Consider the following 16,371-nt stretch of genomic DNA (forward strand, 5'->3'; position numbering starts at 1 on the left):
ATCGCACGGATGAGGCGCATCCGGTCCGAACGGCAGCGAAGACAAGGCTCTCTTTAGCGATATGAGATCGTCCAAATCACGTACGCGGTCGAAGTCGAACCGCAACCGTCCCTCCGGCGGCAACGTCGTTAACCGCGTTTTCGACAGCTCGGGTCCGGAAGGCAAGGTGCGCGGCACGCCGCAGCAGATCATAGACAAGTACAACCAGCTGGCCCGTGACGCCCAGCTGGCCAATGACCGGGTTGCCACGGAAAACTTCCAGCAGCACGCCGAACATTACCTGCGCATGCTGAGCGAGGCCCAGCGCGAGCAGGACCAGCGCCGGGAAGAGCAGGAGCGGCAGAACCGCGACCGCCAGGCCGAACGCGACCGCGATCGTGATCGCGACCGTTCCAACAACAACCGGCAGGACCGCGACCCGTCGCAACAGAACCAGCCGCAGCAGCACCAGCCGCAAGGCGGACAGCAGCCGCAATCCGGCCCGCAGGAGCAACCTGCACCGGAAGCCGATGCCGTGACCGACGCAGCACCCGCACCCGTCCGCGAAGACCCGGTGCAGCAGGGATCCTTTGCGCTGGACGTGGTGGATGCCGGTGATGCCTCCGACAGCGACAGCAACCTGGTCGAGACCCCGGAAACCGCGCCGAAACCGGCCCGGAAGCCGCGCAAGAAGCCCGCGCCGAAGCCGAAGGCCGAAGGCGCCGAAGCCTCGGCCGACGTGGTTCCGATGCCGGCCAAGGAAAAGCCGGCCCGCACGCGCGCGCCCCGGAAACCTGCCGCCGACGTGGACAGCAACTCGTCGCCCGACGCGGCCGAGTAATCCTTTTCTCCGGACATGCAGTCGGTCCGGGCCCCAGGGCCCGGCATCCGGCGCTTCACGTGGCATTCAGACCGAGGTGAAGCGCATCGGGCCGGAAGTCGGCCCATCCCCTTCAGACATGAATGCCCGTGGAATGACCGTGCCGGGACCTTTGGTCCGGGGATTTGTCGTGCATGACGACCGCCCGCAGCGCTGATGCGCACGGACAGGGCCGGGTCATTATGATCGTGTCAGGCTGGGCCCCGGACGGTCAGTCCGTGAAGGTCCGGGCCAGCGCGCAGAACGCCTCCAGCGAGACCTGTTCGGCCCGTTCCGTCGGCTTGATACCGGCGGCGTTCAGGTGATCCTCGATATCCGGGGCCAGACCCTTCAGCGCGGCGCGCAGCATCTTGCGCCGCTGGTTGAAGGCGGCGGCCACGACGCGCGACAGGGTCGCAGGATCGGCCGGGTATCGGGGTTCGGGCAGCGCCTCCAGGTGGACGACGGCGCTGGTGACCTTGGGCGGGGGCGTGAAGGCCTCGGCCGGAAGGGCCATGGCGATCCGCGCTGTGGTGCGCCATTGCGACAGCACCGCCAGCCGGCCATAGGCCTTGGACCCGGGCTGCGCCACGATGCGTTCGGCCACCTCGCGCTGGAACATCAGCGTCAGGCTTTGCCAGAAGGGCGGCCATTCCGGCGGCGTCAGCCAGCGCACCAGAAGTTCGGTGCCGACGTTGTAGGGCAGGTTCGCCGCGATTCGCACCGGCTGCGTCAGCAGCGCGGCCGTGTCGACCGCCAGCGCATCGCCTTCGACGATCTCCAGCCGGTCGGGATAGGCTGCGGCGATCTCCTGCAGGGCGGGAATGCAGCGGCTGTCCTTTTCCACCGCCACTACGCGCCGCGCGCCTTCGGACAAGAGCCCGCGGGTCAGCCCGCCGGGGCCCGGGCCGATTTCCAGCACGTCGCAGCCCGTCAGGTCGCCCGCCTGCCGCGCGATCTTGGCGGTCAGGTTCAGGTCCAGAAGGAAGTTCTGACCCAGCGACTTGCGCGCCGACAGGCCGTGGGCGGCGATCACCGCGCGCAGGGGGGGCAGGCCGTCGATGGCGGTCATGCGGCCGTACTCCGTGCCATGGATTGCGCCAGCTTCAGCGCCTCGATCAGGCTGGACGGGTTGGCGATGCCTTGTCCTGCGATGTCGAAGGCGGTGCCGTGGTCGGGCGAGGTGCGGATGAAGGGCAGGCCCAGCGTCACGTTTACGCCGCGGTCGAAATCCAGCGTCTTGATCGGGATCAGCGCTTGGTCGTGATACATCGCCACCGCCGCATCGTACCTTGCGCGGGCCGCGGCGTGGAACATCGTGTCGGCGGGCAGCGGGCCCAGCAGGTCGTGGCCTTCGGAGCGCATCGTGGCGACCAGATCGTTGATCCAGTCCAGTTCCTGCCGGCCCATGGCGCCGCCTTCGCCGGCATGGGGGTTCAGACCCGCCACGGCGATCCGGGGCCGCGCGATACCGAACTGGCGGGTCAGGCCGTCGGCTGTGATCTCGATGGTTTCGCGCAGCAGGGCGGGCGTCAGCGCGCCGGGCACGTCCTGAAGGGCGATGTGGATCGTGGCGGGCACCACGCGCAGCTGGTCGCTGGCCAGCATCATCACCGCGCGGGGGGCGTTCCCCAGCGCCGCCAGGAATTCGGTATGACCTGGATAGGCAAAGTTCGCCCCGTCGATCAGCGCCTTCTTGTGGATCGGCGCAGTGCAGACCGCGGATGCCGCGCCGGACCGTGTCAGCGCCACGGCCCGTTCGATGGCCTGGATCACGCCAGCGGCATTGGCAGGGTCGGGCTGGCCGGGCGTGGCCTGTCCCGCGAAGTCGTGGCGGAGCACCGGGAAGCGGTCGGCCGGCAGGGCGGTCAGCTCGTCGGGACGGGCGATCTCGGCGACCGGAGTTCCGGTCGGCAGATGCCGGGGATCACCGATCCAGACGAAGGGACAGTCGGCCCCCAGCGCCCGCCAGGCGGCGACCGCGACTTCCGGGCCGATGCCCGCGGGTTCGCCGCAGGTCAGCGCAATCGGTGCCATGGCAGGGGCGGTCATTTCTCGACGATGATGGCGTCGGCCTTCAGCTGATCCAGAAGGCCGTTTGCCGCCGCCTCGACCCGCTGGCCGGCCAGAGCCTGGGCGACCTGGTCACGGGTGGCGCCTTCGTTGGCCTTGGCGGTCCGGCCGCAGAGCATAAGGAAGAGCAGCACCTGCCCGTTGTTGCGCGTCAGCTGGTAAGAGCTTTCGCCATCGTCCAGCTTGGACAGTTCCAGTGCAATGTCCTGCGGGATCTGCGACGGAGGCAGCGTTTCGCGCTGCAGCACGCTTTCGGGCTGGCCCAGGGCCACGCCGTAAAGATCGTTGCATTCGACCACGCGGTCCTGGATCGCCTTGGCGCGCGCCAACGCATCGGGCGTGCGGCCGCCGGGGATCGCGTAGGTGGCGTATTCGATGGCCGCGTATTGCGGTGTGCCACCTGCGATTTCCGCGATGTCTCGCATCTGGAACAGGGCCACGGCGCCTTCCAGCCCGATGGGCTGGGTCACCTGACCGGGCGAAAGGCCCAGGATCACCGGGCCCAGGGCCGGCGGCAGCCGGTTCAGGTCCAGCCAGGGCATCGCGCCGCCGTCGGCCGCGGTCTGGGCCGCCGAATACTGCCGCGCCGCGGCCGCGAAGGCGGGGACCGAGTCGATGGCAGAGAGTTCTTCGACCAGCTGGCTGACTTCGTCGGCGGTCTGGGGGGTGATCGGGATGATGATTTCCGACAGCAGGACGCGCACACCGCCGGTGGTGCCGGCCAGGCCCAAGGCGCGGTCGATTTCCGCGTCCGTCGGGCGGGATTGCTGCAGGAACATGCCGCGGGCCAGTTCGCGCCAGCCGACCGTCACGCGCATGAAGTCGCGCATCGTTTCCGGCGCCACGCCGGATTCGGACAGCACGTTCAGGAACTGTTCGCGGTCGATATTGTTGCGTTCGGCCAGCGTCTGGATGGCATCGTCGACATCGCTGTCGGGGACCACGACCCCGGCCTGCTTCATCGCCTGCATCCGCAGGCGGTCGTCGATCAGGGCGTCGCGGGCGCTACTTTCCGTGCTGCCGGGGGCGTTCATGACCTGCATCAGCCGGGCGCGCTGCTGCACCTCGTAATTCGTGATGACGTCATCGTTCACGATCACGGCGGGCGAAAACAGTCCGTTGGCGGCCAGGGGCCCGGCAAGAGCCAGGCCAAGCGCCGTAGCAAGGGCGCGCAGGGGTCCGCGACGGAAGCGGGAGAAGGTCAGGAACTTGTACATGTGCGCCTGTAGTTGCTGCTGTTCTGGACCGCGAAGCCGCCTAGCCGGACATTTATCCCGAAGGTCGTCGACGGATCGACATTCGCGGTGGACGTGTTGCGCCGGCTGAGCGAGAGATCGATCTCCACGCATTCGTTTCTGTAGAGAAGGCCCACGCCTACGATCGTGGGATCATCCTCGGTCACGTCATAGCGCAAGTTCGCGCTGGCGGTCCAGCCCGGCACCAGGTCGTAGCGCGTATCGAACCAGATCTCGGACAGGGGATCGGTCCGGTCCTCGACCGGATCGGTGTCCAGCCACAGGTAGGTTCCCACCAGATCGAAACGCCCGCCGGTCCAGCGGCCGCGCATTTCCGCCTTGGAAACCGAGAAGTCCGAGTTCAGAAGCGTGCGCCCGTTGAGCCACAGCTTGTCGGTCAGCGATATCTCGCCCGCCAGAAGCAGGTCCGACACGGTGCCGGCCAGCCCAGACGAGGGCGAGAAATTCGGATCCGCCGGCTGTCGCAGGACCTGGCCGAAGGCGGCCCAGCTTTCCCAGCCGGACCGGGCATAGCGCGCCCAGGTCCCGCCGTAGACGACGGTCGGCGCGCTTTCGCGCACGTCTGGGGCCGGGAATCGGCTGAGCGACAGCAGGTCGCCGCGGTCGAATTCGACGAAACGGCTTTCTTCGTTCGGGACGGGGCTGCCGGACATGTCGGCCCAGCCCAGTTGCAGCACCGGTTCCAGAAAGTGGATGGTGCCGTTCCGGGTCGTCTTCGTCATCGGCCGGGTAAAGCTGACCGCGGCGCGGGGCGTCGTGTGGTTCACGTGCTGGGGATAGTTGGGATCGTCCTTGATGCCGAAATTGTCGGCGGCAAAGCCCACCCGCACCTCGCTGCGGACGCCGCCCTTCAGGATCCAGTCCTTCAGCCAGGCCACATCCACCGTCGACCGGGCGATGTCGCGGCCCAGCACGTCCAGGTCCGAGGACCGCGAATGGCTGTGCAGGTCCACGCCGAAGCGGAACTGCCCGCCCAGCGGCCCGCCCGGATAGAAGCGGTGCGAATACAGCGCGTCTGTGATGACGGTGGGCTGCGTCGATTCCGTGTCGTCGTCGCGCAGCGACTTGAAATAGTTGACCTCAGTCCGGAACATGCTGGTGTCCAGGATCCGCTGCAGGCCGACCTCGCTGCGCAGCCGGTCCAGGTTCGGCAGGTTGTAATTCACCAGATAACTGTCGTCGGTGACGGTCTGGAGGTCGAAATCCACCGACCAGTCACGGTCGAGGTAGAAGATGCCGTTGCCGAACAGGTAGCCGCGCAGCTTGCCCGGGATCAGATCGTCGCTGGACAGGGCCCCTTCGAAGAACAGGTCCCCCCGCCGCAGCGCCTGGCGATAACGGAAGTTCAGCGTCCGGGTCCGGGTCGACAGGAAGGGGGTCAGCGTAATGTCGGCGGACGGCCCCAGCGGGATGAAATAGGGCAGCTTGATGCCGAAGCCCAGGTCGGTGGAATTCACGACACCGGGGATCAGGAAGCCGCGGGCGCGTTCGACCGTGGGATCGGGCAGGCGCATCCGCGGCAGGTAGAACACCGGCACGTTCAGCACGCGGAAGGTCGCGTTTTCGAAATAGAGCTGCCGTTCGACCTGGTCGTGGATCACCTTGCGGGCGCGGATCTGCCACAGCGGCGCGCGGCCTTCCTCGCATACCCGGCACGAGGTGACGGCGGTCTTGTAAAGCTGGGTATAGCGCCCGCCGACGCGGTTCATCTGCACGGCGGCGAGCTGGAGCTGCTGATCCAGCACCAGCCGCGCGCCGGTCAGAAGGCCGGTCTGCAGGTCGCTGTCCAGCTCTGCCATGTCTGCCAGAACCAGCGTGCCGGATCCCCGGTCGATGCGGATCGGCCCGTCGATCGACAGCTTGCCGGTTGTCCGGTCATAGGTGACCTTGCGCGCCCGCAGTCGGACATCGCCCTGGAAGGCTTCGACATTGCCTTCGGCGACCAGCGTGTCGGAATTGGCGACATAGATGCGGTCGGCCACAAGGATTGCCGGCGCCGGCCCGCCCGTGTCCAGGGCCGTCTGCGCACGGGCAGGGCCGTCCGGCAGAAGCATCAGCACCACCAGCCAGCCCAGCACCGCCAGGACCGCGCGCAGCCGCGAAAGGCCGCCGGAAAGGAGGCGTCCGGTCGTCATCCGTCTTCGGCGTAAAGAAGCAGGCCCGCCGTCAGCATGACGGCGGCCACCGGCGGCGCCCAGGCGGCCAGCGCCACGGGCAGCTGGCCGTTTTCGCCAAGAACCTCGGCGAAGTTGCGGATGAAGTAGAGCGTAAAGCCCAAAAGGACCGAGGCCAGCACCGCCACGCCGGTCCCGCCGAAACGGACATGGCGCATGGTGAAGGCGGCGCCCACCAGCACCATGGCCACCAGGAACAGGGGCCGGGCCAGTTCCGACTGATACCAGATCTCGAATCTCGTGGTGGAAAAGCCTGCGGCCTTCATCTGCCGGATCTTGGCAGGCATCTTGTAGATCGATGTGCCGTCCGTCCGGCCGACGCTGTCCAGGATCTGGTCCGGGGTCAGCGATGTGGGAATCGTCATTTCGGCGAAGGTCTCGCTCTGGTGTTCGGGGCTGGTGCCGGGGCCCAGAGGCCAGACCTTGCCGTTCTGCAGGATCCACTTGCCGTCTTCAAGCTCGGCCGTGTCGGCCTCGATCCGGCGGATCGGGCCGCCGCCGCGCTGGTAGGTCAGGATGCTGATCTGGCTCAGCGTATCTGCGTCCTGGTCGATCTTCAGCGCATGGACGACGGACTGGGTGTCGGGCCCGCTTTGCCGCAGCCAAAGGCCCTCGCTGGACAGCGACAGCGCGGCGGATTCGTCGTTCCGCCAGCGGGCCACCAGTTCGTCGTAGCGTTCGCTGGTCGCCGCGGTGATCGGGTTCAGCGTCGTCACCGCCAGCAGGCCGATCACCGCGGTCACCGAAACGGGTGCCAGCAGCGCGCGCAGGCCCGACCTGCCGATGGCCCGGGTGACCACCAGTTCGCTGGTCCGGGCCAGGCCCACGAACAGAAGGATCGCCGACAGGATGACCAGCAGAGGCAGGACGTCGCTCATCGACTGGGGGGCGTTCAGCAGCGACAGGCTTAGCAAGCGGACGATGCCCAGATCTGCGTCCTGGAACTTGCGGATCTGTTCGAACAGTTCCACCAGCACGATCAGCACAAGGAAGATCACGCCGACCATCAGGAAGCTTTGCACGAAGCGGCGTGCGAAATAGAAATCCAGCGTCATGTCGCCCCCGCGTCCGCTGCTTCCTCGGGCAGGCGGGCCAGTCCGATGCCGGCCAGCAGGATCCGCACCGGCCGCCCGGCCAGGGTCATGAAGACCCCCGACAGGGCCAGTCCGATCAGCGTCGGCACGTAGAGCAGAGGCCAGAGGTCCGCGTTCTTCAGCACGGGCGACGAGACGGCGCCGCGCAGTACCTCCAGCATGATCAGGAAGACGAAGCCGCCAAGCGCTTGCGGCCAAAGGCCGAAACGCGAATAGCTGCCCAGTGTCAGCGTCGAATAGGCGACCATCGCCACCGCCAGGCAGATCGTGGCCCAGGCGAAGCGCTGGTGCAGTTCCTCGACCAGGCGGCCTTCGGTGATGCCGTCCGTTCCGATGTAATCGTCGGCGCGGAAGATCAGGTCCAGCGTGGGCAGGGCGCGCAGGTTGGTCCCGCTACCGTCCGAGCCGGACATCATCGAACTGATATCATAGGAGAAATCGGCGAACTGCGTGACCGACATCGTCCGCGTGTTGCGGTTCAGTTGCTGGGCGATGCCATCGACCATGACCAGACTGGCCCGATCGCCGCTGCGCACCAGATAGGCCTCGGCCGAATTATAGATCACTTCGCGGGCGGGGTCGCGGCGGTCGGACAGGTAAAGGTCGCGCAGCGTGCCGTCGGGGTCGATCTGGCGGATGTAGAAGGTCACGTTTTCGTCCGGGTGCATGAAGCTGCCTTCCTTCAGCAGCCGGGCGGTGACGTTCTGTGCCACCTCCGCCTCGCGCAGGTCGAGCTGCGCCAGCGACGCGGGGCGCAGCACATTGGTCAGAATCGCCATCATCAGCGCCGCCACCAGTCCCAGCGCGAAGGCCGGCCGCGCCAGTCGCCAGGAACTGGAGCCCACGGCCTGCATCACCGTCATCTCGCTTTCCCGCGACAGGCGGTTGGTGACATAGGCCACGGCGCCAAAGACGGAAATCGGCATGACCGTGCGGATCAGCGTGGGCAGGATGAGCGCCGTGAATTCAAGGAAAACCATCGCCGACTGGCCATCGCCGATCAGCTGGTCGAACAGGCCGACGGCCCGATTGATCCAGAACACTGTCACCAGGATCAGCGCAAAGAATCCGAAGAACAGCAGATATTGCGACAGGACATATCTGTCGTATCGATGCACTGCGATCCCCCCGGAACGAGCGTGGTTGAGCGAGTTAGCATAACCGACGTGGCAGCCAAGGAAAACGGCCATGTGGTCAAGCCCCGGCCGCAGCTATAGCCTTGGTCTCGCGCGGCCGGAAGGGGCGTGCGTCCAACGGCTGCATTCTGTGGCGCCCGGGCGCCCATCGAGGGGGGCGGGATTCTCTTTTTTGCGGTGTTCCGCTGCGAAAGCGGTTCAATTCGGCGCGCGACTGGGCAATTGTCCGCGTCGAGATACCGTTGGACGGCATTCGGCCCGGGGCCTGCCGGCCGCGGTCCGATGCCAAGACGATGCAAAGACGATGCCAAGACCGGCACCAAGACTTGCGACGCAGGGACCCTGTGCCGCGCCTGACAGGAGACTGACATGACCGAACCGTCCCCGATCCGTTTCATCCCCGTTGACCTGCCGGCCCTGGCGACGGCGGTAGGCCGTCTGGCGATCCTGGTGACGCCCGAAGGCCGGATGGACCAGGCCGGCCGCCGCGTGAACCGGCTGACCCGCGGCGCGGTGCAGCGCCTGGTGGAAAGCGAACGCTTCACCTCGGCCAAGGTCGGCCAGGTCTTCACCCTGGCCTGGCCCTCCGGGATGGAGGTCGAAGCAGTCGATGTCGTGATCCTGCCGCGCAATGCCTCGGCGCTCGACACCCGCAAGGCCGGGTCGAAGCTGGCGGCGCTGAAGGGCAAGGCCGCGCTGACGGTGATGGCGGGATCGGCCAAGCACCCGGGCGAACTGGCCTTGGGGATTGCGCTCCGCGACTATGACTTCACCGCGCACAAGAGCGGCGATGCCCCGGCCGCTGGCGGCGCGGTCGAGATCGCACACAAGGTCCCGGAAGAGGCAGACGGTCTGGCGGCTGCCGCCCTGGCGCTGGCCTCGGGCGTGCACATGACCCGCGACCTTGTGAACGAACCGGCCAACGTGCTGACCACCACCGAATTCGCCGACCGCCTGGTGGAGATGGAGAGCATCGGCCTGAAGGTCGAGGTGCTGGACGAGGACAGGCTGGCCGAACTGGGCATGAAGATGCTGCTGTCGGTCGGGCAGGGGTCCGTCAGCCCGTCCAAGGTCGTGGTGATGGAATGGAACGGGGGCGAAGCCGGTGCCGCGCCCTTTGCGCTGATCGGCAAGGGCGTCGTCTTCGACACGGGCGGCATCTCGCTGAAGCCGGCCGCGGGCATGGAAGACATGACCATGGATATGGGCGGCGCGGGCGTCGTTGCCGGCACCATGCGCACGCTGGCGCTGCGCAAGGCCAAGGCCAATGTCGTGGGTCTGGTGGGGCTGGTGGAAAACATGCCGTCCGGCAATGCCACGCGGCCGGGCGATGTCGTCACCTCGATGAAGGGCGACACGGTCGAGATCGTGAATACCGACGCCGAAGGTCGCCTGGTTCTGGGCGACGTGCTCTGGTACGCGCAGGACCGGTTCAATCCCTGTGGCATGGTCGATCTGGCGACCCTGACCGGCGCGATGATCGTGGCCCTGGGGCATGAAAATGCGGGCGCCTTTTCCAACGACGATCCGCTGTGCAATGCCTTCCTGAAGGCGGCCGAGAAGGAAGGCGAGGGCGCCTGGCGCCTGCCTTTGGCCGAGGCCTATCGCGACGGTCTGAAATCGCGGATCGCGGACGTCAAGAACACCGGCCCACGCGCCGCCGGGTCGATCACTGCGGCCGAGTTCCTGCAGCGTTTCGTCAAGGACGACACGCCCTGGATTCACCTGGACATCGCCGGTGTGGCATCCGTCACGTCGGAAACCGCGTTTGCGCCCAAGGGTGCGACGGGCTGGGGTGTCATGGCGCTGAACCGCCTGGTGGCCGAGAAGTTCGAGGCCGAGTAAGGCAGGCAAGGGGGCGCCGCCGATGGGGGCTGTCTACTTCTATCACCTGACGCATCGGCCGCTGGAGGCGGCGCTGCCGCAGCTTCTGGAACGCGCGCGGGGGGCGGGCTGGCGCGTTGCGGTCCGCGGACGGGATCGCAAGCGGCTGGAATGGCTGGATGAAAAGCTGTGGCTGGGGCCCGAGGAAGGGTTCCCGGCCCATGGTCTGGCCGGCGGGGACCATGACGCCGACCAGCCGATCCTGCTGACGACCGAGGAGACCGCGCCCAATGGCGCGGCCTGCGTCATGAGTATCGACGGCGCCGAGGTAGACCCGGAAGAGGTTGCGGCGCTGGACCGGGTCTGCATCCTGTTCGACGGCAATGACGAGATGGCACTGATCCAGGCCCGCGGCCAGTGGAAGGTCCTTACAGGGGCCGGATGCAGCGCCCAGTACTGGTCCGAGGAATCGGGCCGCTGGGAAAAGAAAGCCGAACGCTGAAGAGCGTCCTGCGATGGTCAGGAACAGGCGCGCCGGAACGCCGGACCGGCACGGCGCCCCGACGCTCCACGGCGCGCCCGAAGCACAACTGACGCTGCCAGGTCGGCCGGGCAGGGCGCTTTGACTGGTGGATCTGACGACGTGCGCCGGCCCGGGACGGGATGTCAGCGGGACAGCACCATGGCGCCGTCCGCGATCTCGATCTTCGACCAGCGGTCCAGGTAGGACATGCCGAGGAGGGAGCCCGCCAGGTCGCCATCGTTGATCACCGCCGGCACGCGGCGGTCGATGTTGGGGCCGATCGTGACCTGATCCAGCTGGATCGGCGCCGTGCGCACGCGGCCGTTGGCGGTAGTGGCCCAGCCGGAATAGACCAGCTGGTCCGGGTCGATGCCCGCGCGGCGGGCATCGTCGTCGGTCAGCACCACCTGTGTCGCGCCGGTGTCGACGACGAAATCGACGGGCGCGCCGTTCACCATGGCGGTGACATAATAGTGGCCGTCGCGGCTGCGGGGGATTTCGATCCGCTGGGGGGCCGATATCGCGTCCTGCTTCAGGAACAGCTCGTTGCCGATGTCGTCCCACAGCGCATAGACAGCGATGACGCCGGCGAAGATCAGGACCCAGCCCACGGCCATCTGGGCCAGCTTGCCCCGCGACCCGCGGCTTTGTGTGACCAGCCAGCCGACCAGGACCGCCCCCAGAAGGGCGGCCCAGGCCAGCCTTGCATAGTCGTCGCCGCTCATGCGTTCTGCGCCGCCTCGGCCGCGTCGAGCTTTTCCTGCGCGTCGAGCCAGAGTTCCTCGGCCCGGATCATCCCGTCCTCGACCTCGGCGAACTTGCGCTGCCAAAGCTCGCGTTCGCCCGCCCGGTCGTGGTCATAGAGATCCGGGTCGGCCAGCTTTTCCGAGACCTTCTTGTGCATCTCGGTCAGCTTTTCCAGCCGGGATTCGCTTTTCCGGACTTCCGACCGCAACGCCAGGATCATGTCGCGGGTGGGGCGGCGCTGCGGCGCCGGGGTTGCTCCCTTGGCGCCATTGGCCGGTTTCGAGCCAGAACCCGACCCGGACCCGGACAGCAGCGTGTCGCGATAGGATTCAAGGTCGCCGTCCCACGGTTTGACCGTGCCGTCCGCAACCAGCCACAGCCGGTCGGCCACCAGCGTCAGGAGGTGCATGTCGTGGCTGACCAGGATCACGGCACCGGTATAGTCGGTCAGCGCCTCGACCAGCGCCTCGCGGCTTTCGATGTCGAGGTGGTTGGTCGGTTCGTCCAGGATCAGCATGTGCGGCGCGTCGATCGTCGCCAGCAGAAGCGACAGCCGCGCCTTCTGGCCGCCCGACAGGTCGCTGACCTTGGTATCCGCCTGCGCCGCCATCAGCCCGAAACCGCCCAGCCGCGCGCGCAGCTTGGCCGGCGCCTCGTCCGGGCGCAGCCGCCGCAGGTGCTCCAGCGGGGTTTCGTCGACGTCCAGCTCGTCCACCTGGTGCTGGGCGAAATAGCCGATCCTGAGCTTGGGCGACTTGACCATCTTGCCGTCCATCAGCGCCAGCCGGTCCGACAGAAGCTTCGACAGGGTCGACTTGCCCTGGCCGTTCCGCCCCAGAAGCGCAATCCGGTCGTCCTGGTCGATCCTGAGGTCCAGCCGCTTCAGCACCGTCCGGTCGCCATAGCCCGTCGCCGCACCGTCCAGGCGCAGGATCGGGGGCGACAGTTCCTCGGGTTCCGGGAACGAGAACGCGCGAAGCGCCGCCTCCTGCGGCGAGGAAATCGGTTGCATCCGGGCCAGCGCCTTCAGGCGCGACTGCGCCTGCCGAGCCTTGTCGGCCTTGTAGCGGAAGCGGTCGACATAAGACTGCAGGTGGGCGCGCCGCGCCTCCTGCTTCTTGGCCATGGCCGCGGCCTGCGCCAGGTTTTCCGCCCTTTGTCGCGCGAACTGGTCATAGGGCCCCTGATAGAGCGTCAGCTTGCGGTCTTCCAGATGCAGGATCGCGCCCACAGCCCGGTTCAGCAGGCCGCGGTCGTGGCTGATCACCAGCACCGTGTGCGGATATTTCGCCAGATAGCTTTCCAGCCACAGCGCGCCTTCGAGGTCGAGATAGTTGGTCGGTTCGTCCAGAAGTAGCAGGTCGGGGGCCGAAAACAGCACCGCCGCCAGCGCCACCCGCATCCGCCAGCCGCCGGAAAAGGCCGAACAGGGCTGCGCCTGTGCCACTTCGTCGAAACCCAGGCCGCGCAGGATCGTGGCCGCGCGTGCCTCGGCCGACCAGGCGTCGATATCCGCCAGCCGCGTCTGGATCTCGGCGATGCGATGGGCGTCCGTTGCCGTCTCCGCCTCGGCCATCAGGCTTGCGCGTTCGGTATCGGCGGCCAGGACCGTGTCCAGAAGCGACACGTCCGACGACGGCACCTCCTGAGCGACACCGCCGATCCGGGCCCTGGACGGCAGCGAGATGGAGCCCCCGTCCAAGGGCAGATCGCCCCGGATCAGATGGAACAGTGTCGTCTTGCCGGTGCCGTTCCGGCCGACAAGACCGACCTTGTGGCCGGTGGGAATCGTGGCGGACGCAGCTTCCAGCAGCGGCCGGCCGGCGATGGCGAAGGAGATATCCTGGATCCTGAGCATGATAAGATCGCCCTAGCAGAGGCCGCGGACAGGGACCAGAGGAACGAGAGCACCGCGCATCACCCATTCGCGACCCCGGCGGAATGGCCGCGGCAACGGCCGTCGCGCACCAGCGATACGTGCGGCAAAGCTGCGCGCCGCAATCAGAGCGCGTCCGATTGCGACGGAACACCCGATCTGTCACGTACCAGACGAGCGAGGGAGGATCGCGGCGCACGGAGATCGGCCAAATGTTTCGAAAACTTCTCTTCTGGTCCCACCTCGTGGCAGGGTTCACCGCGGGGATCTTCATCCTGATCCTGTCGGCGACCGGGGTCCTGCTGACCTATGAATCGCAGATCGTGGACGGCGTCGTGACGCGTGCGCTGGCGTCGGACCGGCCCTTGACGACGGATGCGCTGGTGGCGGCCGTCATAGACGGCGGGGCCGCGCCGGGCCAGACCCTGACCCTGCCGCGGGATCCGGGCGATCCGGCCTATCTGTCCGCCGGGCGCGGCAGCACGGCCGTCGATCCGGCGACCGGCGCTCTGGCGCCCGAAGCCGGGGCAGCGGCACGCGCCTTCTTCGTCGGGGTCGAACATCTGCACCGCTACCTGTCGACGACCGGCTCGACCAAAATCGGCAGCGCGCTGGTCGACGCGTCGAACCTGATTTTCCTCTTCATCGTGCTGTCGGGTCTCTACCTGTGGTTGCCGCCGGTCTTTCGCTGGACCCGGATCAGGATGCAGCTGTTCTTCCGCCGCGGCCTGCCCTCGGCGCAGGCACGGGACTACAACTGGCACCATGTGTTCGGCATCTGGGCGCTGGTCCCGCTCTTCCTCATCGTCCTGTCGGGCGTGGTCATATCCTACCCCTGGGCCAGTGCGCTCAGCTTTGCACTGGTGGGCGAGCAGGCGCCCGTCGGCCGGCCGCGCCCGTCGTCGGACGGCGGGCTGCCGAAAGGTCTGGCCGGTGCGACGCTGGACGGTGCCGCCGTCGACTGGTCCGCGCTTCTGGCGGCAGGAGCGGCAGGGGCCCCGGACTGGCGCCGGGCCGCTCTGGTGCTGCCCGCGGACGGCGACCGCTATGTTTCGCTGGTCATGGACAGCGGCAATGGCGTGCAGGCGGGGCTTCAGCACAAGCTGATCATGGACCGCGCGACAGGCGGGATCGCGGCCGAGGCATCGGGCTCGGCCACCTCGCGTGGGATGACGCTCCGGCGCTGGTTCCGCTTCGTCCATACGGGCCAGGTTTACGGTATCTTGGGCCAGACGGTGGCGGGCCTGACCTCGCTGGCGGCGCTGGTCCTGGTCTATACGGGCCTGGCGCTGGGGGTTCGCCGGCTGAAACGGATGTTCGGACGGAAGAGGCCGGCGCGGTCCTGATCCGAAGCGCGGGGCCGGGTTCCGGCCCGGCCACCGTCGCGTCCTCCGACCTGCCGGGACAGGCGCGTCCGGACGCGCGCGGCAAGGGTTTTCAAAAGCCGGGGCGCGTGCTACGGGCGCGCCATGTTTCCGGTCCGGGCGCAAGGGGCGCCGCGGGCCGCCATTTTTGAAGGAGCACCCCCATGGCCCTCGAGCGGACCTTTTCGATCATCAAGCCCGATGCCACCCGTCGCAACCTGACCGGCAAGATCAATGCCAAGTTCGAGGAAGCCGGCCTGCGCATCGTCGCGCAAAAGCGGATCCGGATGACCATGGAACAGGCCGGCCACTTCTACGCCGTCCACAAGGACCGCCCGTTCTACGGCGAACTGTGCGAGTTCATGTGCTCGGAACCGGTCGTCGTGCAGGTCCTGGAAGGCGAAAACGCCATTGCCAAGAACCGCGAGATCATGGGCGCGACCAACCCGGCCGATGCAGCCCCCGGCACCATCCGCGCCGAATTCGCGGAAAGCGTCGGTGAAAATTCGGTCCACGGCTCGGACGCGCCGGAAACCGCGGCGGAAGAAATCGCGTATTTCTTCGCTGGCATGGAAATCGTCGGCTGATCCAATTCGGAGCCGTCGGCAAACGCCCGGGCCCCGGTGCCCGGGCGTTTTGCGTTTGGGGACGGGCATCGCGACGACGGCGGCCCATGGTGCGTGGAAGCCACGCGACATGCCGCTCGACAGGCACTCGACAGGCAAGTGTGACCGTCGCCGGGGCATTGGGCGAAACGCTGCGTGGGGAACCACGCACCCTACCAACGGCATGCGCCCCGATCACCGTCCCGGGAACCTTGGACATCGGTCCCCGCTTCTTCGATCTCAAAATATCCTCGGGGGAGTCCGCCCAACGGGCGGGCGGGGGCAGAGCCCCCAACACATCCAGAATGGTCTCGAAACGCCCGAACATCCCCCGGACATACCCTGCCACACCAAGGTTCCGCAGACGCGGATCAACGCCTTGACGCGGGGTAGGGTGCGTGGTCCCGACGCACCGCGACGCACCCGGCCGCAAACGAAACCGCTTTCCCTACGCCCGCCGCTTCTCGATCACACCGATCGTGTCCAGCATCGCCTCGAAAGCCGAATGCGCCGGATCGTGGCGTTCGGCCTTCAGTGCGTCGAACCGCGCGCGCAGGGCCTCCTTCTCGGCCCCCTTGGCATCGTTCCAGGGGCGACCCGCCAGCGCCATCACCAGCACGAAATACCATACGAAATTGGGCTTGTAGCCCGAGGCCAGCAATTTCCGATAGGCCTCGTCCGGCCCCAGCGCATGCAGCTCCTCGGCGGAATGGATGCCCGCGCGCCCGCAGGCCTTCTCGAAGGCGGGACCCAGGTTCTTTATGGAGGAGACAGGCTGCGACATGGCCCCAGATTAGGTCCGCGCCCGGGCCCTGTCACCGGGAAAGCGCCGCGGAATTGACTTCCCCCGCCCGAATGATC

At 67.3% G+C, this 16,371-nt stretch carries 14 protein-coding genes; 5 read left to right on the forward strand and 9 right to left on the reverse strand.

What is annotated here, in order from left to right; all coding sequences use genetic code 11:
• Positions 1-61: 61 nt before the first annotated feature.
• Positions 62-820, forward strand: coding sequence for a DUF4167 domain-containing protein (locus FQK05_RS14515; RefSeq protein WP_158968052.1), 759 nt, complete (start codon positions 62-64; stop codon positions 818-820).
• A 250-nt stretch (positions 821-1,070) separates the two neighbouring features.
• Here the strand turns inward: FQK05_RS14515 and rsmA are convergent, their stop codons facing one another.
• From rsmA to lptF, 6 genes are read right to left on the reverse strand one after another with little or no spacing between them, the layout of a single operon-like run.
• A complete protein-coding gene (gene rsmA / locus FQK05_RS14520) occupies positions 1,071-1,910 on the reverse strand; it encodes a 16S rRNA (adenine(1518)-N(6)/adenine(1519)-N(6))-dimethyltransferase RsmA (RefSeq protein WP_158968054.1) in 840 nt (279 codons plus the stop codon).
• Positions 1,907-2,890, reverse strand: coding sequence for a 4-hydroxythreonine-4-phosphate dehydrogenase PdxA (gene pdxA, locus FQK05_RS14525; protein WP_158968056.1), 984 nt, complete (start codon positions 2,888-2,890; stop codon positions 1,907-1,909). Before pdxA ends, rsmA begins: the two co-directional genes overlap by 4 nt.
• On the reverse strand, positions 2,887-4,128 hold the full coding sequence (locus FQK05_RS14530) for a peptidylprolyl isomerase (protein ID WP_158968058.1): 1,242 nt from the start codon (positions 4,126-4,128) through the stop codon (positions 2,887-2,889). The genes pdxA and FQK05_RS14530 overlap by 4 nt, the downstream gene beginning before the upstream one ends.
• Positions 4,113-6,302: an LPS-assembly protein LptD gene (locus FQK05_RS14535; protein ID WP_158968060.1), complete on the reverse strand. Its 2,190-nt coding sequence runs from the start codon at positions 6,300-6,302 to the stop codon at positions 4,113-4,115. The genes FQK05_RS14530 and FQK05_RS14535 overlap by 16 nt, the downstream gene beginning before the upstream one ends.
• Positions 6,299-7,396 (reverse strand): LPS export ABC transporter permease LptG, encoded by a 1,098-nt coding sequence (gene lptG / locus FQK05_RS14540; protein ID WP_158968062.1) that lies wholly within the window; start codon positions 7,394-7,396, stop codon positions 6,299-6,301. The genes FQK05_RS14535 and lptG overlap by 4 nt, the downstream gene beginning before the upstream one ends.
• Positions 7,393-8,553 carry an LPS export ABC transporter permease LptF gene (lptF, locus tag FQK05_RS14545; protein ID WP_158968064.1) on the reverse strand — a complete coding sequence of 387 codons (1,161 nt, stop codon included), beginning with the start codon at positions 8,551-8,553 and terminating at the stop codon, positions 7,393-7,395. Before lptF ends, lptG begins: the two co-directional genes overlap by 4 nt.
• A 387-nt stretch (positions 8,554-8,940) precedes the next feature.
• Here lptF and FQK05_RS14550 point away from each other — a divergent pair, with 387 nt between their 5' ends.
• Positions 8,941-10,416: a leucyl aminopeptidase gene (locus tag FQK05_RS14550; RefSeq protein ID WP_158968066.1), complete on the forward strand. Its 1,476-nt coding sequence runs from the start codon at positions 8,941-8,943 to the stop codon at positions 10,414-10,416.
• A gap of 22 nt (positions 10,417-10,438) precedes the next feature.
• On the forward strand, positions 10,439-10,897 hold the full coding sequence (locus FQK05_RS14555) for a DNA polymerase III subunit chi (protein ID WP_158968068.1): 459 nt from the start codon (positions 10,439-10,441) through the stop codon (positions 10,895-10,897).
• Between the two features lie 164 nt (positions 10,898-11,061).
• Here the strand turns inward: FQK05_RS14555 and FQK05_RS14560 are convergent, their stop codons facing one another.
• Both FQK05_RS14560 and FQK05_RS14565 read right to left on the reverse strand, forming a co-directional pair.
• Positions 11,062-11,643, reverse strand: coding sequence for a retropepsin-like aspartic protease family protein (locus tag FQK05_RS14560; RefSeq protein WP_158968070.1), 582 nt, complete (start codon positions 11,641-11,643; stop codon positions 11,062-11,064).
• Positions 11,640-13,523 carry an ABC-F family ATP-binding cassette domain-containing protein gene (locus FQK05_RS14565; RefSeq protein WP_158968072.1) on the reverse strand — a complete coding sequence of 628 codons (1,884 nt, stop codon included), beginning with the start codon at positions 13,521-13,523 and terminating at the stop codon, positions 11,640-11,642. The genes FQK05_RS14560 and FQK05_RS14565 overlap by 4 nt, the downstream gene beginning before the upstream one ends.
• Positions 13,524-13,753: 230 nt before the next feature.
• Here FQK05_RS14565 and FQK05_RS14570 point away from each other — a divergent pair, with 230 nt between their 5' ends.
• Both FQK05_RS14570 and ndk read left to right on the forward strand, forming a co-directional pair.
• Positions 13,754-14,887: a PepSY-associated TM helix domain-containing protein gene (locus FQK05_RS14570; protein WP_158968074.1), complete on the forward strand. Its 1,134-nt coding sequence runs from the start codon at positions 13,754-13,756 to the stop codon at positions 14,885-14,887.
• Positions 14,888-15,069: 182 nt separating this feature from the next.
• Positions 15,070-15,492 carry a nucleoside-diphosphate kinase gene (gene ndk, locus FQK05_RS14575; protein WP_158968076.1) on the forward strand — a complete coding sequence of 141 codons (423 nt, stop codon included), beginning with the start codon at positions 15,070-15,072 and terminating at the stop codon, positions 15,490-15,492.
• 466 nt (positions 15,493-15,958) lie between these two features.
• On the opposite strand, the gene FQK05_RS14580 is transcribed toward ndk, so the two are convergent.
• Positions 15,959-16,294 carry a TfoX/Sxy family DNA transformation protein gene (locus FQK05_RS14580; protein WP_158968078.1) on the reverse strand — a complete coding sequence of 112 codons (336 nt, stop codon included), beginning with the start codon at positions 16,292-16,294 and terminating at the stop codon, positions 15,959-15,961.
• Between the last annotated feature and the right edge of the window lie 77 nt (positions 16,295-16,371).

The organism is Chachezhania sediminis, assembly GCF_009765275.1.
Classification (GTDB): Bacteria; Pseudomonadota; Alphaproteobacteria; order Rhodobacterales; family Rhodobacteraceae; genus Chachezhania; species Chachezhania sediminis.